We start from the raw sequence: 22941 nt of genomic DNA, 5'->3' as shown, positions 1-22941 counted from the left end.
TCCGCCATCTCCGCCACTTCCTAACTGATCAGGATCGCCCTGAAATCATTGACATTGGTTCCGGTCGGGCCGGTTTCGAACAGATCGCCGGTGGCCGCAAAGCCTGAATAGCTGTTATTGCCGTCGAGCAGCCGGCGCGGATCGAGTCCGGCAGCACGCAGGCGTCTCACCGTGCCGCCATCAGCAAAGGCGCCGGCATTATCCTCCGAGCCGTCGATCCCGTCCGTGTCGGCTGCCAGGACATGAATGCCCTCCTGTCCGTCGATCGCAAGCGCCATGGCGAGCGCGAATTCGCCGTTGCGTCCGCCCTTGCCACCCCTGGTTCTCAGCGTCACCGTCGTCTCGCCGCCGGAAAGGATGACGACCGGCTTCGGAAACGGCCTGTTCCGGCCCGACACCTCGCGGGCGATCGCCGCATGCACCAGCGCCACGTCGCGCGATTCCCCCTCGATCGCATCCGAAAGAATGGCCGGCTCGATCCCCTGCGATTTTGCCAGTGCCGCTGCGGCCTCCAGCGAGACGCCGGCGGAGGCGATGATGTGATGCGCGTGCATTAAGAAGACCGGATCGTCCGGCCGCGGCGCGTCGGCCCTCGGCGAGTTCAGATGGTCGAGTGCTGCCTGCGGCAGCTGCAATCCGTATTGCCTGACGATGTCGAGCGCATCGTGTCGCGTCGAACCATCAGGGACCGTCGGCCCGGAGGCGACATGGGCCGGGTTGTCGCCGGGAATGTCGGAGACGATCAGACTGACGACCCTCGCTTTGGTCGCTGCCGCAAGTCTTCCGCCCTTGATGGTGGAGAGATGCTTTCGCACCACATTCATCGCCGAGATCGGCGCGCCCGAGGCAAGCAGCATTTCGTTGAGCGCGATCTCGTCTTCCAGGGTCAGCCCCTCCGGTGGGGCGGGCAGCAGCGCCGAGCCGCCGCCGCAGATCAGCGCGATCACCAGATCGTCTTCCGTCAGCCCGTTCACCGTCTCCATCAGCCGCTTTGCGGCGGCAAGCCCCGCCGCATCCGGCACGGGATGGGCGGCCTCGATAATCTCGATGCCGCGTGTCTCGCAGCCATAGCCGTAGCGGGTGACCACCACACCTTCGAGCGGTCCGTCCCAGACGCTTTCGAGCGCCCGCGCCATCTGCGCCGCGCCCTTGCCGGCGCCGATGACCACGGTCCTTCCCTTGGGCCTTTCAGGCAGATGCGCCTTGATGCCGGTCAGCGGATCGGCGGCGCGAACTGATGCGTCGAACAGGCTTTTCAGGAAATCGCGGGGAGCGGTTATCGTCATCGGTGGTCTCTGCTGCCTCGGTGTCGATGGGGATGGGATTGTCCGTTATTCTAGGCCTGCAGGATCACCAGGGTGGGCTGGCCGCACCATAGCCTACGGCATAATTCCTTAAATCGGAATCGATGGAAGGATAAATTATGCAGCAATTCAAAGTGCTACAGCGTCAGTTGGCGAGGGTCGCCAGGATCCGGACCCAGGATCGTATGCCTTTATGAAAGCTGGAGAGATCATATTTTTCGTTCGGGCTATGGACGCGGTTGTCGAAGCGGGCGAAGCCGACCAGGAGAGCATCGCATCCGAGCCGGCGTTTGAATTCGCCGATGATCGGGATCGAGCCTCCCGTGCCGGCAAGGGCCGCTTCGCATTGCCATTCTGTCGAAAGCGCCTGAAGCGTCCTGGTGAGAAACGGACTGTCGATCGGCATGACGGTTGCCGTCGAAAGCCCGTAATCCCTGAAGCTCACCGAACAATCCTTGGGGATACGTGCGCGCACGTGCCGTTGGAAGGCATCGCGGATTGCCTGGGGATCCTGTCCTTCCACCAGGCGAAACGAAATCTTGGCGCTTGCCTTTGCCGGAATGACCGTCTTGAAGCCTTCGCCGGTATAACCGCCGCTCATGCCATTGATCTCGCAGCTCGGCCGCGCCCAGATCTGTTCGAGGACGGAACGGCCTGCCTCGCCGGCCGGATCTCTCAGGCCGATATCACCGAGAAACGCCTCCTCGTCGAAGGGCAGTCTTTTCCACAGCGCCTTGATGGCGTCGGGGAGCTCTTTCACGCCATCATAAAAACCCTCGACCGCGACACCGCCATCGGCTCGCCGCAGGCTCGAAACAACGTCTGACAGCACTTGCAGCGGATTGCGCGCGGCATTGCCGAACATGCCGGAATGCAGGTCTTGATCGGCGCAGGTGACCTCGATTTCCGTACTGAAGATACCGCGCAGCATCGTCGTGACGGCAGGCGTTTCGCGATCCCACATATCCGTGTCGCAGACGAAGACCGCATCGGCCTTCAACTCGTCCGCCGTGGCATCCAGAAAGGGCGCGAGGCTCGGGCTGCCGGCCTCTTCCTCGCCTTCGAAGAGCATACTCACCTGCACCGGCAGTTTCCCGGTGGCGCTCTTCCAGGCGCGGCAGGCTTCGACGAAGGTCATCAACTGTCCCTTGTCGTCGGACGCGCCGCGCGCCACGATCGCGGTATCACCATTCGGCAAGGCTTCCATGCGCGGCTCGAACGGATCGCTCGTCCACAGCGCCAGCGGATCGACCGGCTGGACATCGTAATGGCCGTAAAACAACAGATGCGGTGCAGACGCCGCCTTTTCATGGGCGACGACCATCGGATGGCCGGTCGTTTTGCGCACCGATGCTTCGAAGCCGATGGCAGCCAGATCCCGGCTCAGCCATTCGGCAGCAGCCCGGCAGTGATCGCGATAGGCCGGGTCGGTCGAGACGCTCGGAATGCGGATCAGCTCGAAAAGCCGCGCCAGGCTACCATCGAGGCTTTGGTCCACATGGGCAAGAACGGCATCGATATCTTGGTCCATGGCACTAGTCATCGTCTCTCCTCAGCGTTTCAATCTTCCGGATCGAGAATGCAGCATTGCTCTGCTACAGGCGTCAGCACGGCGGACGCCCCTGTTTCCAGTGGATCGGATAGCGCCCCATTGGCGGTGATCTCTCCCGCGGCGGTCGTGCATTTATACTGATAGGCCCGGCCGAGATAAGTGCGCGTGCCGAGCACGGCCGCGATGCCATCACCGTCACGGCTGACGGCAAGACCGTCTGCACGGCAGGCCAGGACGAAGTCGTTCTTGATCGGTCCGAATGTTTCCTGGGACAGCTGCAGCCGCGCTCCGCCCGTTGTTTCGGCGGTCACAAGCGCGCCGTTGCGCGCGGTCACCTTCATGCGGATCAGGTTCTCGAATCCGACGAAGCGGGCGACGAAAGCGTTGGCCGGCTGGCGATACAGCACCTCCGGCGCGTCGAGCTGCATGATGCGCCCGGCATTCATGATCGCCACCCTGTCGGAGATCGAGAATGCCTCCTCCTGGTCATGGGTGACGTAAAGTGACGTGGTGCCGTTGGCGCGCTGGAGCTGTCTGATTTCGACGCGCATGTCGATCCTGAGCTTTGCATCCAAGTTGGAAAGCGGCTCGTCGAACATCAGAAGCGGCGGCTCGATGACCAGCGCCCGGGCGAGAGCCACGCGCTGTTTCTGGCCGCCTGACAGGGCCGACGGCAGGCGGTCGGCGAAGGCCGAAAGGCCGACGCGGTCCAGCATGGCCATCGTTCTTTTCGCCCGTTCCGGCTGGGGAATGCGACGCTGCCTCAGGCCGAAGGCAACATTATCCTGGACGCTCAGATGAGGAAAAAGCGCGTAGTTCTGAAAGACCAGGCCGATGTCGCGCGCATGCGCGGGAAGGCCAGTCAGGTTGCGCTCGCCGAGCTTGATGCTGCCGCTGCTTGGCTGCAGAAAGCCGGCTACGAGGCGCAATGTCGTCGTCTTTCCGCAGCCGCTGGAGCCGAGCAGGGAGACCAGCTCCCCGGCCATGACCGAGATCGACAGGTCCTTGAGCACCTGCGTGCTGCCGTAATGGGCGGAGATGGAATCGATGGTGAGGGATACGGTCAAGAGCGTTCTACTTTGTCAGGAAGGTGAGGCCGAGCGTGGCCTCGACGACGGCCATGACGCCGACTGTCACGAACATCAGCAGCACCGATACCGACGCGATCGTCGGATCGAAGAACTGTTCCATATGCGCAAGGATCTGGATCGGCAGCGTCGAGATGCCAGGCCCGGTCAGGAAGACCGAAACCGACACATCGTTGATCGAGGTGATGAAGGCGAGGATGAAGGCGGCAATGACCCCGGCGCGGATATTCGGCAGGACCACGGTCAGGAAGGTTTTCAGCGGTGGGCAACCCAGGCTGATCGCCGCCTCCTCAACGGAAAAATCGAAGGCCGCCAGGCTGGCGCCGACGACACGCACTGAATAGGGCAGGATCAGCAGCGCATGGCCGACCAGCAGGCTGATGAAGATCGGCAGCCCGAGGCCTATCGTCACGGATTTCATCAGCGAAAATCCGAAAACGATCTCCGGCACCAGGATCGGCAGCACGAAGATGGTGGAAAGCCAGCGCGGCAATTCCACCCGGTAGCGGTTGATCGCATAGGCGGCCGGGACGCCGATCAGCAGCGACAGCGCCGTGCCGAGAAAAGCGACCTGCAGGCTGGTGATCGCGGTCGTGCGGAAGGCCTCGATTTCGAAGATATTGACGAACCACCGCAATGTCAGGCCCTGCGGCGGGAAGGTCAGATAGGTCGTGTCGCTGACAGCCGCACCGATGATGATGACGAGCGGCGCCAGCAGGAAGAAGAAAACGCAGGCCGCGAAGGCGGCGAGGATCGGGTGAACGCGCCTGGTCATCACACCGCCATCGGATTGAGCCGGCGTGCGATGCGGCTCATGATGAGGACGACGCCGAGCGTCAGCACCACCATGATGGCGGCGATCGTCGATGCGCCGACCCAATCGAAGGTCACCATGGCGCGCTGATAGAGGAAGGTCCCCATCATCATCTGCTTTTCTCCGCCGAGCAGTTGCGGTGTCGCATAGGAGGTGAAGCTGCCGGTGAAGACCAGGACCGCGCCGACGATGAGGCCGGGTGTCGCGAGCGGCAGGATCACCTGAAAGAATGTCATCAGCGGTTTCGCGCCGAGCGAGGCGGAGGCGTCGATCAGATCGCGCGGGATGCCTTCAAGCACCCCGACCAGCGTCAGGATCATCAGGGGAACGAAGAGATAGACCATGGCGACGATCACCGAGCCTTCGGTGTAGAGCATCGAAAGCGGCTCCCCGATAATGCCGGTCGAGATCAGCATGGCGTTCAGGATGCCGTTCTTCCCGAGAATGATCAGCCATGCGAAGGATCGGACGACGACACCTGTCAGCAGCGGAAAAACCGCCGCGATGATCATGATGCTCTTTGCGCGACCCGGCATCTGCGCGATCACATAGGCGGTGATGAAACCCACGGTGAGGGAGATCGCGGTCGTGACCAGGGCGACCTCCAGCGTCCGATAAAGAACTGCGCGGCGAAAGCCGCTGCTGAAGAATGTCACATAGGGCGCAAACACGCCTTTCGGCTCCGCAAACGTCGCGGCGATGGTGATGGCGACGGGAACGACGAGAAGCACAACGACGGCAATCGTCGCCGGCATCGTCAATCCCCATCTGGCAAAATGCTTCATCTCAAAACTCGTGGCATGTCCTGATATCAGGAGCGCCGCATCTCGGATTCGGATGTGCGGCGCTTCCAGGTCTGGCCCAGGACTGGCAATGAACCGGGCTCAGGCCGGGATATCGCGCAGCTTACTGACCGAAGACTTCGTTCCAGCGGTCGATCCAGTCGGCCTTGGCAGCATTCATCTTGGCATAGTCGATGCGGGTGAGGCCTGCCACCATATCCGGGCCATAGGTCCAGATCTTCGCCTGGTCCGGCGTCAGGCTGACCTTGGTCGAGATCGGTGCATCGACGCCCTGTTCTGCTTCAGCCTGCTGGACTTCTTTGGACAGGATGAAGTTGATGAACTGATGGGCGAGTTCGACATTTTCCGAACCCTTCGGGATGTTCACGGTGTTCAGCGTGGCGATATCGCCGTCCGTAAGCTTGGCCCATGTCATCGTCGGAACAGCCGCCTGCATCGATGCCAGGGTAAAGTCCTGGGCCAGCGCAACACGCACTTCGCCTGTTGATATCAGGTTCACCAGCTCCGAGCCGGTGTTGTAGTTCTTGACGACATTGGGCTTCAGCGCCTCGACTTCGGAGAAAGCCTTGCCGGTGTCCTCATAAGCGTCCGCGCCGCCATGCTTGCCGGCTTCCAGAACGACCAGCGGGCCGGCCGTGGTGGTGATGCCGGGCAGGGAGACGGAGCTTTTCAGATCCTCGCGCCACAGGTCGCCCCAGGCAGTGATCGGCGGATTGACCTTGGCAGCGTCATAGACGATGCCGACGCGACCGATCGTGTAGGCGGGGCCGTATTTGCCCTGAGGCGCCTTGCCCAACTCGTAGATATCCGCGAGGTTGGGGATCTTCGACGGATCGATCTCCTGGAACAATCCCTGTTCAATGCCGAGCTGCGAGAAGCTGTCGGTGAGATAGATGACATCGACGCCCTTGCCATCGCGCAGTTTCAGCTTGTTGAGCCGGTCGGCATTGTTGCCGGTCTCGAACACGATCTCGCAGCCGCAGATCTTCTTGAAGGGCGTGATGATGTTCGCATTCATCTTCTCGCCGTTATAGCCCCACCAGGAGATGGTCAGCGTCTTCGATTGCGCATGTGCCGCGGCGGTGCTGCCGACGGCGGCAAGGAACGCAAGAGACAGGATTTGGGCAAAACGTCTGGCCTTCATGAGCAATGTCCTTCTGTAAAAAGCGGCGTTGGCAATCGGGATCATACCCCCAGGATTTGAGGGATACTATTTTTTGATCTGTCAGGCCGCAAGCTCAATAACTGGGCAAATGCGCTCTTGTATCGGGAATTTTCCGGGGTCGGCCGATCAGCTAACTCTCGGTTGATGACGTCTGGTCATCGCTCACAAAACGTGTGGTTCATCAGCGCTTTACACATCCGGGCATGGTCTCTACGGTCCGGCGGTTCCAGCTTCTCACGGGCATTCCATTCATGGCCACTTCGCGCACTGTTCTTCCTGATGATCTGCTGATCAACGCGTCCGACGAGGTTCTGACACGACAGGATCTCGTGCTGACGGCGCTCGGACGCCGGCCGGCCGACAGGTTGCTGCGAGTCGGCCGGTTGCTCGATGTCCATACGAGGACGTGGCTCGACGATCAGGAGATCGTCATCAAGGGCCGCCGTATCGCCTATGTCGGCCCCGCCGGCAGTTACGCAGGCGAAGTGAGCGAGCGGTTCTCGGAGCCGGATCTTGCGGCCGTGCCGGGCTTCGGCGAGGCACACAAACATATCGAAAGCTCCCATCTGACGCCGGAATGGGAGGCGGCTTTGGTGATGCCGCATGGCGTGACCTGGACATGCGAGGCGAGCCACGAATTTTCCAACGTCAACGGCGCCCGCAATCTGGAATTCTGGCTGGAAGCGCGCCGGCGCGGATCGCCGATGAAAATCTTTCCCCTGCCTGGCTCCGCCGTCCCTCCGACCGCCTATGAATGGGGTGGCGGTTGGTTCGGCTACGACGAACAGAAGGCCTTCCTTTCCGAAAGCCTGATGGTCGCCGGGCTCGACGAGGTCATGGACTGGCCGTCCATATCCGATCCCGGCAATCCTTCCTACGATCGGCTGTGGGGCATGATCGGCGCGACCTTCGAGCAGCGCGGCGTGGTCGAAGGCCATGGTGCCGGACTGCGCGACATGGCCTCGATCAACGCCTTTGCCGCGGCGGGTCTCGCCTCCGATCACGAAGGCTGGTTTCTCGATGAGATCTGGCAGAAACTTCTCCACGGTCTTTTCATCGAGCTCAGGCCGCATTCCCTGCCGGAGGTCATCCGCGGGCTGATCGACAAGGGGCTGACGGACTGGTCGCAGATCGCTCTGGTGACGGACGACCGCAGCGCTTCGGACACGCTGAAAATCGGCGCGACCGATCACAATGTCCGGCTCGCCATTGAAAATGGTATCGCGCCTGAGATCGCCATCCAATGCGTCACCCTCAATCCCGCGCGCCATATGCGGCTGACGCCCTGGGTCGGGTCGATCGCGCCGGGCCGCTTCGCCGATTTCGTTCTTTTGGACGACGTCGGCAGCCTGTCGATCGCAAAGGTATGGGCGGACGGGCGCCCGGTATCAGAGGGCGCGACATTCATCGGCGCGCGTCCTGAAATCGCCTGGCCGGAATGGGCGACGCGCACGGTGAACATCGATCGGACGGTCACGGCCGAAGATTTCCGCATCGAGGCGCCGCCGAACCGGACCACGGTCAACGCCGCACTTTTGCGGCCGTTTCACTGGCACGACGATTTCATCACCATGGAATTGCCGGTGGAAGAGGGCGCCGTGCAGCGGGATCCCGCGCGCAATGTCACCAAATTCTCGATTGTCGACCGGTTTTCCGGGGAGGCCAAGGTCTCCAGGATGTTCTGGCTGGGCACCGGGCCGCGCACGCCCGAGACGGCGCTCGCCTCCACGCTCGGGCACGACAAGCACAATATCTGGACGGTCGGCTCATCGGATGAGGCGATGGCGATATCAGTCAATGCCCTGAACGAGCAGCAGGGTGGCTGGGTGCTGGTATCCGGCGGCAAGATTCTCGCCCGCGTCCGCTATGAGGTCGGCGGCCTGATGACGGCGCGTTCGGCCGAAGCGCTGGATGCGGAGATGCAGGCTCTTTATGCCGCCGGCGCCGGGATCGACTGGATGTACGAGCCGACCTTCTCGCCCCGATGGTGGCCGGGCTTTCCCGAACGCCTGTCGTTTGCGACGCTGACCTGCTCGCCTTGGCGCTGGGTCCTGGTCGCGCCGTCGGAGCTAGCGCCGGAGGGGTTCGTGAACGTGCTCACAGGCAAAACCCATCCGATCGTCTGGTGACATTGCGGCCCGACAAAATCCCACCTGATTGATCTTCTTACTGCAGCAAATAGAAAGCGTTAACCATAGTCCCGTAGACAACGAACAGGATCAAAGGAACCTGTGTTCGATGGCTACTGAAATGACCCGCCGGCCTGCCGGCGCCAATGAAGGCAAGATTATTGCCTTTCCCGCTGGAACCGGAACTGCCAATGTCGAGCGCTGCGCTCGCGAACTCGGCCGGCGACATGGCGCTGATGCGATAGAATTCTGGAAGGCCGAATGCCGCAGGCTTGCCGATCAGCTTCTGGCGGCAGGGATGCCGGAGAGCGATGTCGGTCAGCGGGTGCTGCAGTTTCAGCAAGATGTCCAGAGCGAACTGGTCTTCAGCCACCAAAACGGACCACTGCCCAAGTCTCAAAACCGATAGTGGCGATCTTCGGGCAGATCTGACGGATCTGGGCCGAAAACCGCGCTATCGAACTCGCTTTTCCGATCGTGGTCGATCTGCGAGATTTGCAGCTTCGCTTGTAAGAGTGGTCGTCCTATCCCTCTTCGTAAACCGCCTCCGGCGGCAGCGCCAGCAGGCGATCCGCCATCTCCTGCTTTAGCCAGGCGAGACGCTCCTCTTCCTGGGGTGTCCGGTCGGGCTTGCGGCCGAGCATGATAAATTCCTCGCGGACATGGCCGTCGCACAGTTGCAGGGTGACGGTGCGGCCGCGATAGCTGAGTTCGAAGACGTAGCGGGCGAGGATATCGCCGCGCTCCGGCCGATCGAGCAAGGGGTCGACGCTGTAGCGTCCTTCCGTCAATGCGCGTGTCACCATTTCGAAGGCGTCACGTCCGCCCGGACCGCGAAAGGCCGTGCGGATCGAGATTTCGCGGCGCTCCGGCGGTCCGTCGGTGCTGAGCAGCGGAAAGGCGCGCTCCATCACCTTGAAGGCATGGGCGACACCACCGGGAAAACCACAGCCGTGATAATGCATGATGTCGGCGAAGCCGTAGGCAAGCGGTTTGCCGTCTTCGAGCACTTCGATCTTCGTTTCGTTCATTCCGATTTTCCCTTGTCCAGTTCCTTGCGTATCCACGGAAGGAAACCATCCAGGAAGCGAGTCGTCGCCGGCATGAAATGCGATCCGTGGTGGAAGCAGGGGTCGAGGCTGGTGATCACCATGCGGCCCGCCGTCGTGACCTCGTCTACATAGAGGATCGGCTTGCCTTCCTCGTTCACGGCCAGAACCTCGACGCCCTCAGGTGGGTCGAACCAGCCGTGAAGGTGCCAGGTCAGATCGTCCTGCCTAAGATGTTCGAACAGCGAATGGCCGGGTGCTGAGACCCTGACGCCGAGATCGGCGCCCTCGGTCAGCCACCACCACCAGTTTGTCGGTTGCGGCGTGAAATGGATCGCTGGCAGAAACGCTTCCCACGCCGTCTCGCCGGTGGCAACGATCGTGCCGCCCTCATCGAGATAGGTGCGCAGTTGCGCGGCATGCGGCGCCATCCGGTCTGCCGGCGTCCGGCAGGGAATGAACAGCACCTGGTGTTCGCTAAGCTCAAACGAGGGCAGCTGCTCCGGGCGCACCAGCCTGTCGAAATAATGCCGGTAGCGCGGCGCTTCCAGCGTCTCGATATGGTAGTAGGCGCCGGGATGGATCGCGAGCACGCTCATCGGTTCAGCTCCCCCGCCAGCCAGGCGATAACACGGCCGGCCAGTTGCTTTTTGATGTCGGGATCGTCTCCGCAACCCCAGAACTCGTTTCCAGCATGCGACAATATTTCTCCGCCCGCCGGCCGCGCCCAGATCCAGTCGACGGGAACGGCAGCCGATCCGAATGTATTGATCGCAACGGCGCCAGGCGGCATTGGATTGTGTCCGCGGCCGTAGAAACCGGCGACGCCGCGGTTCGTTTCCAGCATCCTCTGGTCGATGCCGGTAAAAACAGGATGGTCGAATTGCCTGACCTGCACGAAGTCGGCTCTTTTCGGCTGCGGCATCGGGATATAGGCGCCGAGTTCGGGCAGAATCGGCCGAAGCATGTGGCCGTTGAAGATCCACCGGCCGCCTCGGCCGAGGAAGGATGCCACCGCCGGCGCGTATCTGAGGAAGCCGATCTGATCGAGATGGGTCGTGGTGATGAGGCCGCTTGCGGCGGCGAAATGCGCCTCGGTCAGCTCCATCTCGCGTACGGTGATCAGCTTGCCCTGCGCGGCCGCCTCGGCGAAAGCCGGCGGGTTCATGCTGAAAGGGTCTTGATAATGCGACTGGATCAGAAGGATGCTCATGCGGCGCAAATTCCTGCAAAGGCGGGCAGAACTGCGCGATGCCCGTCGCCTGTCGGACCGACGAGCTCGACCACCCGCATCGGTACCCCGTAAAGCCGTTCGAGATGTTCCGGCGTGATCGTCTCCGCGACCGGACCGAACAGCGATTGACCATCCGGCATCATCAGCAGCGCATCGTCGGCGGCGGCAAGTGCATGGTTCGGATCATGTGTCGTGAAGGCGATTGCCTTGTCGCGCGGTTCGCGCAGGCTTTTGAGCAGGTCGAGCAGCCGCTCCTGGTTGCGAAGGTCGAGGGCGGCGGCTGGCTCGTCGAGGACGATCGCCTCCGACCCGGTGGCGAGCGCTCGCGCCAGAAGCACGAGCTGCCGTTCGCCGCCGGAAAGCCGGTCGAAGAAATGATCGGCAAAGCGGGTGGCCCCCGCACGTTCAAGCGCGGCATGGGCAATCTCGAAATCGGAAGGTCCCGGTTGGCCGAAGAGGCCGAGATGTGCTGCCCGCCCCATGACGGCGACGTCGATGGCGCGGTAACGCTGGTTGCTGCTTCCGGTCTGCGGGACGTAGCCGACAATGGCGGGCGCCACCCGGCTGCCTTCGTCCAGCCGCTGAAAGCCGAGCATGGCTTTCAGCGTGGTCGTCTTACCACGTCCGTTGGGGCCGAGAATGGCGAGCGACCGCCCGACGGGAACTGAGAAAGTCAGGCGGTCGAGGATGGTGCGCACCCCGAACCTGACGACTGCATCCGTCAATCCGATCATGATCCCGTCCTTTCGCGATAGTGATGGCGCAGGAGAGCCGCAAAGATCGGCGCGCCGACAAGGGCGGTGATCACGCCGAGCGGGATTTCTGCGGCCGTTGCCGTGCGGGCGAGGGTGTCGATGCAGACCATGAATCCTGCGCCGAGTATGGCGGCTGCGGGCAGCAGCGCGCGGTGATCATGACCGACCAGCAGGCGGGCGGCGTGGGGAATGACGATGCCGATCCACCCGATGATGCCGGAGACTGCGACCTGGCTGCCGACAATGACGGCGATGAGGCAGAAGACCAGCCATCTCTCGCGTATCGTATTGGCGCCGAGGCTGCGGGCTTCGGCTTCGTCGAGCGACAGGATGTTGAGCCGGAAGCGGAGCATCCATAGGAAGCAGCTTCCGAGAATGAGACCCGGTGCCGCCACCAGCGTGCGTTCCCAGGTGGCTGTCGCAAAGGATCCCATCAACCAGTAGACGATGGCGGGAAGCGACGTGTTGGGATCGGCGATGAATTGCAGCAGCGAGACGACCGCCGAGAACATCGAGCTGATGACCAGCCCCGACAGGATCACGGTTACCGTTTCGGAGCGGCCGTTGATGCGCGACAGCAGCCCCACCAGGATGACGGCCGCCATGCCGCAGAGGAACACCATGGCGATCAGCGGAAATCCCCAGATGCCGAGCATGATCGCCAGCGCGCCGCCGAAGGCCGCACCCTGGGAAATGCCCAATATGTCTGGCGAAACCAGCGGATTTCGAAACACGCCCTGAAGGCCGGCGCCGGAGATGGCGAGGCCAGCGCCGGCAAGTGCAGCAAGCACGACGCGCGGCGCACGCACCAGCAGCACGATACGTTCGTCGATCCCGGCAAGCTCCCGCGACGGATCGCTGATCCCCTGCCAGATCAGTTCCAATGCGCGTCCAGCCGGCACCGAGAACCGTCCGACGCAGAGGCTGACGGTGAAGGCGACCACCAGCAGTGCCAGCAGCAAAGTGAAGACCAGTGTCTGCCTCGCGAGGTGAATCCGGCGGGCCGCCGGCGCCATCTCCTCATGCGTCATCGGCGCCATGATGTCACTTTGCCTCGAACTGAGCGTAGTCGGCGGCGGCGCCCTGTTCCTTCAGCCAAAGGATATTGTCGATATCGCTATCGGCCAGGTCGTAGTTGTAAAGGGTCTTGTAGGCCGTCTTCATTTCCGTCCGCAGGTCGTATTTGAAGACCTCGGGATGGAGCAGGTTGGCCGTCCACATCCAGGACAACGGCGATTCCTGGCTCGGCGGATCCCAGCGATAGCCGCCGAGCGGCATCTTGTAGACCCGCTTGGATTTGGCGGCATTGGTGAGAGACAGGATCGGATCGTTATAGACCCAGTCGACGTTCAGCTTCGCCTCGAAAGCATTGAGGAAGATGACGTCGGGGTTCCACGCTGCGATCTGTTCCTTGTTCACCGAGACTGTGCCGTTGAGTTCTTCCGAGGCGTTCCTGCCGCCTGCAAGCTGGATGGACCAGGCATTGTAATTGCTCTTCGTGCCGGAGGCGCTGATATCGGAGAGCGCGCGGCCGAGGTAGAGAACGCTCGGCTTCTTGTCGTCGGGGATCGCTGTCGCCTTGGCCTGGATATCCTTCTGGACGCGATCGCGCCATTCCACCAGTTCGCCGATCCGCTCCGGCTTGCCGATCGCCTTCGCGGCCATGGTCATATAATCGCGGGTCAGCTCTTCCGTGCCGTAAAGGATCAGCATCGTGGTGAGCCCGGCATTGGTGATGGGCGCGACGATGTCGGCGCCGCGATCACCCCACTGAATGACGAGATCGGGATTGGCGGCGGTGAGCGCCTCGACATTCGGCACGAAATTCGGCGCGGTCACGTCCGACGGAATATCCTTCGCCTCGGGGAAGATCTTTCCGAGAATCCCTTCGACCACGGCGCTCTTTGCCGTCGGGTTCATGCCAATGAGCTTCCGGGTGCTGCCATCCAGCGCGATGACGGTGGAAGCCATTGGGATGACGATCGAGACGACACGTTCGGCAGCCTTTGCCAGCCGCACCTCGCGGTTCCCCTGATCCTTGAAGACGATCTCTTCGGCAAAAGCTGCCGGTGCAAACAGCACGGCGGCAAGTGCGGCCGCCATGCGGCGGCGCAAAGCAGTTGTGATAAAAAGCGAAAGCGGAACCATGGTGTCTCCCCGTATGACGATGAGCGCCATTCCTATTCCGCGTATTTATTCTTGTCTACAAATCTCCACTTTAATTAGCGACATGACTACTTCATCAGCCCAGCGGACCGGAGGGCATCTTCAATGACCTTCTGGATACCGCCACGATCGTTACCTGTGCCGAATCGATCTGCAGCGTTTTCCGGTTGCGCAGCAGAGGGTTTTGCGTCGAGCCGTTTTTCAAATGAGGGGACCAGACCCCAGGACCTGGCAGTTTCGACGGTCGATGAAATTCCGACCTCAAGCATGAAGGGGCCGCTTGCCCCGTATCCGGTGCCGACATCGAGCGGCGTGCCGTGATCCATCCCGGCAATCGTATAGAGCTCGATTACTTCGACACCGTGAGCATCGGTCCAGACCTTTCGCTGGTGTCGTCCGATATCTTCGACGCGCCCCGGCGATGCGTCAACGCCGTGGATATTTCTCCATTGCTCCACGATCGCATTCGCATTGGATGGCACGACGGTTCTGTCTGCGCTCCCCTGCCACAGTAATAGTGTCGGCCACGGGCCTTTGTGCCCTGAAGCGTTTCTCAATCGCAGTTCAAGCTCTTTGGCAGTCGGGCTGCCGTGACCGCGCATTCGGTCAAACGCCTCGGGAATGCTTGCGGCACTTGCATATGGTAGGCCCGCGATGATCGCGCCGCCCGCAAAAACGTCGGGATAGGTGGCGAGCATGGCGGCGGCCATGGCGCCGCCCGCCGAAAGCCCGGTCACGAACACGCGCCTGCCGTCGATACCGTGTTCCGCAACGATCTTTGCGATCATCTGGCGAATGGAAAAGACCTCGCCGTGATCCCGGCGGATGTCCTCCGGGTTAAACCAATTGAAGCATAGGTTTGGGTTGTTTGCCCTTCGTTGCTCGGGAAACAGCAGCGCGAAGCCGTAGTCCTCGGCCAATCGCGACCAACCGGACCCGATATCGTACCCGGCGGCAGTCTGGGTGCAGCCGTGCAGGACGACGACCAGGGCCATGTTTTTCCCGCGCTTCGACGGCAAATAGGTGTAGCCCCCTAAGGCGCCCGGGTTTGAGCCAAACGCATCCAAGGCGACGAGGTCGGGGTTGTTCTGCGTAGGTTGGGCGCGAAGGGTTCCTCGCAGCGCAGCAAGGCGTGCGAGCGTGTCTGACATAGATCTCATGAAAGTCTCCGCCAATCAGCAGCCGGGATGGCGGTGATGCTGAACTAAACGCGTCAGTCTACGAAAAGGTTGCTGCAGTGCACAATGTTTTTCGATGGTGCAAACGGAGCGGCGTCGCCGAATTGATCCGATCGAGCAAGGCAGGAAACCACTGGATTGCGGCTGAGAAGAAAGATGCCGACGCGATAGGATGGCGAAGTCCGAGATCTGTCGAAAGCGCCAGCGCATACGGCTCTCCACCGCGCGTAAAACTGGAGATGGAGAAGCTTCCACCACCTCAGCTCAACAAATTGCGCGCCGCAAACGACATAAAACCCGCGTTTCCGCGGGTTTTATTCCGACGACTAGCCATTCTCGTGCCGTTATGACGACGAGACGGTCAATTCAATTTGACCGATGGCTCCCGACCCCAGACCCGCAGTTTGCCAAGCGCCTTGATAAAGGCGCTGACGTCCTTCGCCGCTCCGAGCGCCATAACGCCCTCATCCAGTGAATCGGCAATTCCGGCCTTCTGCATGAGCGGTAGCGCTGTTTCCACATAGCCGATGAACTTGCAGTGCACGAAGGCATCCGCCACGAAATCGCGGGCCGTGGCCTCCTTCAGCAGATCGCCGGTTCCCTCGGTCGAGGGGAGGAGGGCGACGGCGTCGTAAAGCACCGAAGGTCCGCCGTCGATCATCTGATGCGCCTCGATCCAATTGCCGTCCGAGAGCGTCACGCCGCCGATCTTTGGCGCGATCACTTCGAATGTTGCCTTCTGCTCGGTGATCTCGGCAAGCAGCGTCTTGAAGATAGCGGCATCGGTGCCATCGCTGACAAGAATGCCGAGCTTGCGTCCTTCGAACCGCTTCGGACCGCGCTCTATGATGCTGAGCGCCGGCGACGGCTCGAGATCCTGCCGCGTCGGCATAGCGGCATCGGCAGGCTTCGGCATCGATTTGAAGCCGAGGGCGTGGCCGACTTTGCTGGCCAGCGTCTCATCAATGTTCAAGAGATGCGAGACCATACGCTCACGAATGACCGGCGTTTCGACCTTGCTCAGTTCGAAGATCAGCGCCGCGGCGATATGGCGTTGCTCCGGCGGAGTCTGGCTGATGTAGAATTGTCGGGCCTGGCTGTAATGATCGGCAAAACTTTCCGGCCGCAGCCGAACCTTGGTACCCTTTTCTTCGGCGGGGAAGTGGCGATAGCCCTGAACCGGCGATTCCCGGGGCCCCTGATTCCAGGAATTCGGCTGATAATTAACCCGCCCGACAGGATTGCGCATCGCCATATGGCCATCCTGCTGGAAATTGTGGAAGGGACACTTCGGCGCGTTGATCGGCAGATGGGTGAAATTCGGGCCGCCCAGACGTTTCAGCTGCGTGTCGAGATAAGAGAAGTTGCGTCCCTGCAACAGCGGATCGTTGCTGAAGTCGATGCCAGGGGGAACGTTCTGCGTCATGAAGGCGACCTGCTCGGTCTCAGCAAAAAAGTTGTCGGGCATTCGGTCGAGGACAAGACGGCCGATCGGTTTGACCGGAAGAATCTCCTCGGGAATGATCTTCGTCGGATCGAGGATGTCGAAGTCGAACGTGTCGGCGAAGTTCTGATCGAAAAGCTGTACACAAAGCTCCCATTCCGGAAAGTTTCCCGACTGGATCGACTGCCAGAGGTCGCGGCGATGGAAATCCGGATCCGCACCATTGATCTTGACTGCCTCGTTCCAGGCGACAGACTGCAGGCCGAGCTTCGGTTTCCAGTGGAATTTGACGAAGGTCGATTCATCCGCTGCATTGACGAAGCGGAAGGTATGAACGCCAAAACCCTCCATGAAACGGAACGATCGCGGAATGGCGCGGTCCGACATCACCCACATGACCATGTGCATGCTTTCAGGCGTAAGGGTGATGAAATCCCAGAAATTGTCATGCGCCGACTGCGCCTGCGGAAATTGCCTGTCGGGCTCCGGCTTTACCGAATGGATGACGTCGGGAAACTTGATCGCATCCTGAATGAAGAAGACTGGGATATTATTGCCGACGAGATCCCAATTCCCCTGCTGCGTATAGATCTTCACTGCAAAACCGCGCACGTCGCGCGCCAGATCGAAGGAACCCTTGCTGCCGGCAACGGTCGAAAACCGGACGAAGGCTGGCGTCTTTTCGCCGGGCCGTTGGAAAAGATCGGCTCGGGTATAGGCGGCCAGCGATTCATATGTTTCGAAGTAACCGTGGGCGCCGTAACCGCGCGCATGCACGACCCGCTCCGGGATGCGCTCGTGATCGAAATGAAAGATTTTCTCGCGGAAATGGAAGTCATCGATGAGGGCAGGGCCGCGCGCGCCGATGCGAAGCGTATTCTGATCGTCGGAAACGGGGCCGCCTTGCGCTGTAGTCAGCACCGGCATCCCGTCTTCGGCAAATTGATGAAGCTCACCACCTGCACCGCGGTGCAGCTTCTGATCGTGGACCGTTGCATTGTCGGAGGGCGAGGTTTTGGATGTGTTCTTGGCCATCTATATTCTCCGGAAAGGGTTTTACCTAACCGAAGCTCCACAACGGCCACATGTTCCGCTCGATGCGAAATAAACCACCGCTGAGGAGAGAAGCCGCTTCACGGCGGCCGATAACCAACGACACGCGGCCGGACCCCATATAAAAATGGGACGCGGGGCCTTTCGACACCGCGTCCCCGTTCATCCGTTCTCAGGTTCTAGAGGTAACGATGAGATCTTCCTCTTCGTCGCGTTGCGACCCACCAAACGCCGCGGCGGCGGCAGCGATGAAAGCCCCGATCAGAAGTGACAACGCGCCGAGCAATGCTGTCGTCGAGGCAGCCTTGCGTGCTTCATCGGCGGCTTTCTGGGTGGCGACCTTCGCGTCGTCGATGCGCTTCAGCACAGTGTCGACGCGGGTGCGTGCATCGGCCTCGGAAAGACCGGTGCGAGCAGAGACGATGGTGCCAAGATAGGCCTTGTCGTCATCCGGAATCTGGCCGGCGGCCGCACCGTTGAGGAGGATGCGGGAGACCTCAGCCGTTGCAGCTGCATCGTCGGTTGTTGCGCCTGCACGGGCCTGTTCAGGACGCAGCAAAGCGTCGGTAAAATAGGCGGTAGGCAGATCCGCGGCCGATGCCGTCGATGACGCCGCCGTACCTGCGGCGGTGGCGGCCGAACCGACGGCTTGTGCGCCCGCACCGGCAAGCGAGGTCAGCGACGAGGCGAGAAATCCGGCGACGAAAATCGTCGCCAGCGCCCAGCTGATAAAGCCATGCGCGGTGTCGCGGAAGAACACCTCGTCGGTGTGGACGGCCGCCCACTTCGTGCGCAGCCGGCCGGTGATATAGCCTCCGAGTCCGGAGGAGAGCCATTGGACGACGACGAGCCAGATCGCCGCCGTCACCCCGACCGTGCCGAGCGAACTACTTTGCCCCGACCAGGGCGACACCATCGTCAAGCCAACCCCGGATCCCAGCAGCAAAAGAATGAGGGTCACTCCGATGGCAGCAGCAGCCCCTCCGAAGATAGGCCCCCATGACATGGCGGATTTGGAAGATTCGACCGGAGTAGCAATCTCTCCGGAACCTGTCATTGAAACCGACATGATCTGTTCCTATCGCATAAACAGGGCGAGAAGGATGATGATCGGCAGTGGAACACCAAGCAGCCAAAGAAGAATACCGCGACCCATGAAAGACCTCCTGTCAGAAACTGACGTTACGTGGTTGATGCCACTCAACTTTGAACCAAGGTCTTTGTTCCCGGCCGGCTTGGTCATCGACGATCTTCATGCGGAGCTGATCGAGATCGATAAAAATCTTGCGCGCTCGGAGCTAACGCCAGCCAAAGAGCGCGCCTATATCTTGAAGCGAATGTGATCTGCGAGGAGAGAGGAGAGGCTCTCATCACTCGGTCGCAGCGTAAATGGGAGAAGCATCGATGAAGACATTTCGGGCATTTGTAGCAGCCGGAGCAATCAGTCTTGCCGCCATGACCTCGGCCTGCTCGACGCCGCCGAATTCATATGGCTCGGCATCGGGATATCAGCCGGGAGATTCGATGAACCCGGCCTGCGCCGATGGCTTCCGCCCCCGCGAGGGCCGTTCGTGCAGCTATTAGAGGGGCTTGTCCCCGTGGCGTTCCAAATTGCGCGGCGTCTTGGAACCTTGCATAGCATCAAATACACACTCGAAGGTCAGGTTTTGCTCGCCATAACCCCGTCGGTAAGCTCATGATAGTATCATGAGCGAACCAATATTTCATGGCGACCGTCCGATCCAATCTGAAAACGAAGATCGCTTCGGATTTGCGGCCCTGGCCAACCGCGTTGCCGAATCGCTGACGACGCAAGCGGCCAACAAGGGCTTTGTCTTCGGTCTTGAGGGGAAATGGGGCTCAGGCAAGTCCAGCCTGCTTGCCCTGACTCTACTGCGACTTCGCGGCATGAATTCAGCAAAGGTGGCAGCGGTGGAGTTCCGGCCGTGGCTGATCGGCGACCGCGATCAATTGCTATCAGCGTTGTTCGAGGATCTGGCCAAAGCGATCGCTGAGCTTCAGCATGCCGCTGGGGACGCCACCGGCGCAACGAAGCTGGCAGCAAACGATGTAGCTGAGCAGGTAAAAAGCTTCGCCCGTCATCTCGGGCCTGTCGGCAAGCTCGCCGGCGCGCTGGGTATGTTCGTTCCAGGAGCATCGATTGCCGGCGAACTACTTGAAAAAATTGCCGCCGCGGCAGCGGAGCAAGCGGATGGCCCAACCTTGGTCGCCCAGAAGGAAAAGCTGGCGGAGGCCTTGCTCGACCTCAATCGTCGCATTGTCGTCGCTATCGATGACGTCGATCGGCTAGAACCGAAGGAAGTTGCGGAGCTTCTGCGGCTTGTTCGATCCGTCGCCGACTTCCCGAACGTCTCCTATCTCCTCTGCTACGATGCGACAGCGCTGTCGCGCGCCATCGAGACCGGAACCGGTGTTGCGAGCGGAACCGCGTATCTGGAGAAGATTGTCCAGACCGAGGTCGCTGTGCCGAGGCCGGAATCCTTCGCCCTGCGGCGCTGGTTCTCCAGCGAGCTGCAGTTGTTCGCAGAATGTAGCGAGGAGCGGATTCCATATCTTCAGCAGGTCATCGACGAGACGGGCGGGCGGGTTTTGGAGAATCCGCGTGCGGTGGTCCGCATTCTCGACAGCTTGCGTGTTTATTGGCCGAGCCTCATGGGGCGTGTCGATCTGGCCGACCTTGTCTGGCTTCGCATGATCGCTGTCGGCTCGCCGAACTTCTATCGCTGGGTTGAGGAGTATCTCGTGACTTTCGTTGCGCTGGCGGGAGGGCGTGTGCATGTCTCTAGCGAAGAGCGAGAGGCCATGGCGAAGCAAATGGACGAGGCCATGAAGCTCGACGGCCTCGACTGGGAGAAGCACCAGTTCGAACTCGAGCGGCATCTGCCCGGCATTCAATTTCAGAGCTTCGACAAAAATAAGGATGAACGGCTGTTCTCTCGTGCAAAGCGAGCCTCGCCTTCCCAGGATGCCAAAGACAAACTATTAGCGAGCCCGAGCCACGCCCGCCTGTACTTCACGCTGATCGACCCGCCGGACGGAGTGACGGATCTCGACATCACCGACCTACTAGCGGCGGCGCGCGATGGCGTGAATGCAGTCGCGCTTCTCCTCATTAACATGGGTGAGCAGAAAGGTGATACCGGGGCAACGAAAGTCGAACGCCTGCTCGACCAGCTACGCTACATGGAGCAAGATGTTCTCCTTGGCTGGCCTGTTGAGATACTGATTATGGGGCTCTCGAACGCGGCAGATGAGCTGGCGAAGGATGCCAGTGGCGATGACTGGGGGTATCCGCGGATATGGTATCTAGCGAAGGATTTGCTGCGACGGTTGAAAGTGGCGCTTCCAGAAGAGAGGTTCGACGCAGCGCTACAGGCACTCTTCCAAGCCAGCACGTCACTTGGCTTCCTAACCTACCTTCTGCGTGACGAAACGTTCGGGCATGGGTTCTTTGGCAACCGACCCGATCCGAATGAACGGCTGACCTCGCGGGATGGGTTCGACGCGGTTCGTGCCACCATGCTAAAACGCTATAGCGCTGTTGGCCTCGATCAAGTGATGGAAGAGCAACGTGCTACCAGCATGCTTTACGCTTGGTCCCAGGCGGGGGGACGCGATGACTTGATCGAACTGGTCGTCGCACGTGCGTCGGATGAAGCGTGGCTTCTGACATTCATTCAGAAGCTATATGGCCCCCGCTCCACACTCTCGCTGGATGGGTTAGCGAGCTTTTTCAAATCTCCTGTGTCGATTATCCGTCGAGTTTATGCCCTTCTCGAAACCGATCCGGAAAAACAAGCGGCCAGGAACATCATCCACTCGATCAAATCGAACATTCACCTTAACAACGGGGACTTCGAATCGGTTCTTGTGGAATGGGAAGCACGAGAAAGCGGTCGTGAAGGTGGAGACGCCGCCGCAGGTCCGCACGAGGCCCCATAGCTGCAGTCGATTATCGGTCAAACGCGGCCATAGGATAATGCCCTGTCAGACGTCCGCCGCTGTGTTGATAGTGATCGTTCGATGATTCCAACTAGATGAGATTGCACCGGCCGATTCTGGGGTGAATGGGTGGCTTCACATATCCGCGGGCAGGCAGTAAGCGACCGGTTCCCGATGTCATTTCCGTTTGATGACAGCCCCGACGGCAGCGCCGATCGCGACACCGAACGTGATGCCGATCGCGGTGTCATCGAACAGCATCGGGCCGACTGCGGCGCCTATTCCGATTCCTATCGCCATACCGAGAGCCATGGCCGTGACCCTATCCAGGTGCTGTGGCGATAGTATGTGACGATCGCAATCGACGGTAGCTCTGGCTTCACCTTGCCCATATCTCCAGCCGACCGCGCCGGGAAGAGCATCGTTCCTAGGCGCGCCGGCCGATTCTATTGACTGCCAATCCACCTCGCTACCGTTTTTTCCGGAGGTCACTTGGCAGAGCGTCAATGAGTTGATGCACTTTTCCGGTGGCGAACGCGATGTCCTCGCGCGGCAGGTGGACTGTTATCTCAATCTCTTCCCACCTGCCGCCATGGTCTTTTGCGAACCTGACGGCGGCTTCCAAAGAGGTGAATTGAACCGCCGGTGCGTTGGCGGTCCAAAACTGCACGCTGCAGTCCGCCGCACTGTAATCTAAAAATGCTTTTTCAGGATCTAGCGCCATGGCGTTTGCTGTACACCGCCGGCAGTTTTTTGGCCAGCGTTTGCCTACCCATCGTACAGCGCATGATGAGGCTGCCGGCTTGACGGTGATGTGCGCGCGGATGGCGGTATATTCCATAGCTTGGGAGACCGTTGATGAAGATTGAAATCATAGCGCCGGGCTGATCCCGTTTTCTATTCACAGTCTGCGTTCAAAACGCGGTGGGCCAAGGGCAGCGTCGGCGGTCTTTTCTCGCTCCCCGCGTGATATAACGGCACCATGACAACGCGAGCGCTTTCTCATCTCCGACACATACGCGTGCGCCATCAGGGCGCACCGATTTCGTTCGGAGATGGACATGCATCACAAGAGAAAGCGTCCTCGCAAGGCGTCGTGCGGGCTGTGCAAGCCGCATAAGACCGAGGGCAACTGCCCACGGCACAAGGACATGCGGCTTGGCAATCTACGCCGCTACCTGTCCGGGTCTGACCAGCTGCGCTGCCAGGAGATTAAGGGGGTGTCGGGCAGGGATGGGGATTAT

The 22941-nt window shown here is 60.7% G+C and carries 22 protein-coding genes and 1 pseudogene; 6 read left to right on the top strand and 17 right to left on the bottom strand.

Annotated elements, in window-relative coordinates:
• Positions 1–20: 20 nt before the first annotated feature.
• The 6 genes from FFM53_RS03200 to FFM53_RS03175 form a co-directional block, all read right to left on the bottom strand.
• Positions 21–1286, bottom strand: coding sequence for a glycerate kinase type-2 family protein (locus tag FFM53_RS03200; protein WP_138390846.1), 1266 nt, complete (start codon positions 1284–1286; stop codon positions 21–23).
• A gap of 163 nt (positions 1287–1449) precedes the next feature.
• Entirely contained in the window at positions 1450–2847 is a 1398-nt protein-coding gene (locus FFM53_RS03195) for a dipeptidase (protein ID WP_138390845.1), read from the bottom strand.
• 17 nt (positions 2848–2864) lie between these two features.
• Entirely contained in the window at positions 2865–3923 is a 1059-nt protein-coding gene (locus tag FFM53_RS03190) for an ABC transporter ATP-binding protein (protein WP_138390844.1), read from the bottom strand.
• Between the two features lie 7 nt (positions 3924–3930).
• On the bottom strand, positions 3931–4722 hold the full coding sequence (locus FFM53_RS03185; protein ID WP_138390843.1) for an ABC transporter permease: 792 nt from the start codon (positions 4720–4722) through the stop codon (positions 3931–3933).
• Positions 4719–5543, bottom strand: coding sequence for an ABC transporter permease (locus FFM53_RS03180; RefSeq protein ID WP_138390842.1), 825 nt, complete (start codon positions 5541–5543; stop codon positions 4719–4721). The genes FFM53_RS03185 and FFM53_RS03180 overlap by 4 nt, the downstream gene beginning before the upstream one ends.
• A gap of 121 nt (positions 5544–5664) precedes the next feature.
• A complete protein-coding gene (locus FFM53_RS03175) occupies positions 5665–6705 on the bottom strand; it encodes an ABC transporter substrate-binding protein (protein WP_138390841.1) in 1041 nt (346 codons plus the stop codon).
• 224 nt (positions 6706–6929) lie between these two features.
• Here FFM53_RS03175 and FFM53_RS03170 point away from each other — a divergent pair, with 224 nt between their 5' ends.
• Positions 6930–8855, top strand: a complete 1926-nt coding sequence (locus FFM53_RS03170; protein ID WP_138390840.1) for an adenine deaminase — start codon at positions 6930–6932, stop codon at positions 8853–8855.
• Between the two features lie 109 nt (positions 8856–8964).
• On the top strand, positions 8965–9264 hold the full coding sequence (locus FFM53_RS03165; protein WP_003538909.1) for a DUF6074 family protein: 300 nt from the start codon (positions 8965–8967) through the stop codon (positions 9262–9264).
• A gap of 115 nt (positions 9265–9379) precedes the next feature.
• Here the strand turns inward: FFM53_RS03165 and FFM53_RS03160 are convergent, their stop codons facing one another.
• Genes FFM53_RS03160 through FFM53_RS03130 form a run of 7 tightly spaced genes read right to left on the bottom strand, consistent with a single transcriptional unit; the run spans position 9380 to position 15219 of the window.
• Positions 9380–9886 carry a hypothetical protein gene (locus FFM53_RS03160; protein WP_138390839.1) on the bottom strand — a complete coding sequence of 169 codons (507 nt, stop codon included), beginning with the start codon at positions 9884–9886 and terminating at the stop codon, positions 9380–9382.
• Positions 9883–10503, bottom strand: coding sequence for a hypothetical protein (locus FFM53_RS03155; protein WP_138390838.1), 621 nt, complete (start codon positions 10501–10503; stop codon positions 9883–9885). Before FFM53_RS03155 ends, FFM53_RS03160 begins: the two co-directional genes overlap by 4 nt.
• The gene (locus tag FFM53_RS03150; RefSeq protein ID WP_138390837.1) at positions 10500–11117 is read right to left on the bottom strand and encodes a hypothetical protein; all 618 of its coding nucleotides are present in this window, start codon (positions 11115–11117) and stop codon (positions 10500–10502) included. The genes FFM53_RS03155 and FFM53_RS03150 overlap by 4 nt, the downstream gene beginning before the upstream one ends.
• Complete coding sequence (locus FFM53_RS03145) at positions 11114–11872, bottom strand: ABC transporter ATP-binding protein (protein ID WP_138329854.1); 759 nt, start codon at positions 11870–11872, stop codon at positions 11114–11116. Before FFM53_RS03145 ends, FFM53_RS03150 begins: the two co-directional genes overlap by 4 nt.
• Positions 11869–12933: a FecCD family ABC transporter permease gene (locus FFM53_RS03140; RefSeq protein WP_138390836.1), complete on the bottom strand. Its 1065-nt coding sequence runs from the start codon at positions 12931–12933 to the stop codon at positions 11869–11871. The genes FFM53_RS03145 and FFM53_RS03140 overlap by 4 nt, the downstream gene beginning before the upstream one ends.
• Before the next feature lie 4 nt (positions 12934–12937).
• Positions 12938–14071, bottom strand: coding sequence for an ABC transporter substrate-binding protein (locus tag FFM53_RS03135; protein WP_138390835.1), 1134 nt, complete (start codon positions 14069–14071; stop codon positions 12938–12940).
• Positions 14072–14127: 56 nt separating this feature from the next.
• On the bottom strand, positions 14128–15219 hold the full coding sequence (locus FFM53_RS03130; RefSeq protein WP_138390834.1) for an extracellular catalytic domain type 1 short-chain-length polyhydroxyalkanoate depolymerase: 1092 nt from the start codon (positions 15217–15219) through the stop codon (positions 14128–14130).
• 119 nt (positions 15220–15338) lie between these two features.
• Here FFM53_RS03130 and FFM53_RS36995 point away from each other — a divergent pair.
• Positions 15339–15407: pseudogene (locus FFM53_RS36995) on the top strand (low affinity iron permease family protein); the annotation flags it as partial.
• A gap of 191 nt (positions 15408–15598) precedes the next feature.
• Here FFM53_RS36995 and katE read toward each other — a convergent pair.
• A complete protein-coding gene (gene katE, locus FFM53_RS03125; RefSeq protein WP_138390832.1) occupies positions 15599–17716 on the bottom strand; it encodes a catalase in 2118 nt (705 codons plus the stop codon).
• Between the two features lie 190 nt (positions 17717–17906).
• Positions 17907–18803, bottom strand: a complete 897-nt coding sequence (locus tag FFM53_RS03120; protein WP_138390831.1) for a hypothetical protein — start codon at positions 18801–18803, stop codon at positions 17907–17909.
• Between FFM53_RS03120 and FFM53_RS36210 the strand changes: the two genes are divergently transcribed.
• From FFM53_RS36210 to FFM53_RS03105, 3 genes are all read left to right on the top strand, one after another.
• Complete coding sequence (locus FFM53_RS36210) at positions 18700–19077, top strand: hypothetical protein (protein ID WP_246413174.1); 378 nt, start codon at positions 18700–18702, stop codon at positions 19075–19077. The two genes, FFM53_RS03120 and FFM53_RS36210, sit on opposite strands and share 104 nt — an antisense overlap.
• Before the next feature lie 61 nt (positions 19078–19138).
• On the top strand, positions 19139–19318 hold the full coding sequence (locus FFM53_RS03110; protein ID WP_138390830.1) for a hypothetical protein: 180 nt from the start codon (positions 19139–19141) through the stop codon (positions 19316–19318).
• 123 nt (positions 19319–19441) lie between these two features.
• Positions 19442–21697, top strand: coding sequence for a KAP family P-loop NTPase fold protein (locus tag FFM53_RS03105; RefSeq protein WP_138390829.1), 2256 nt, complete (start codon positions 19442–19444; stop codon positions 21695–21697).
• A gap of 177 nt (positions 21698–21874) precedes the next feature.
• Here FFM53_RS03105 and FFM53_RS37155 read toward each other — a convergent pair whose 3' ends face one another.
• Complete coding sequence (locus tag FFM53_RS37155) at positions 21875–21958, bottom strand: hypothetical protein (protein WP_484573298.1); 84 nt, start codon at positions 21956–21958, stop codon at positions 21875–21877.
• A gap of 208 nt (positions 21959–22166) precedes the next feature.
• A complete protein-coding gene (locus FFM53_RS03095; RefSeq protein WP_138390828.1) occupies positions 22167–22421 on the bottom strand; it encodes a hypothetical protein in 255 nt (84 codons plus the stop codon).
• Positions 22422–22941 lie beyond the last annotated feature (520 nt).

This window comes from Rhizobium indicum, from assembly GCF_005862305.2.
Taxonomy (GTDB): domain Bacteria; phylum Pseudomonadota; class Alphaproteobacteria; order Rhizobiales; family Rhizobiaceae; genus Rhizobium; species Rhizobium indicum.
The sequence above is the reverse complement of the archived record's forward strand: the minus strand, read 5'-3'. Positions and strand labels throughout refer to the sequence as shown.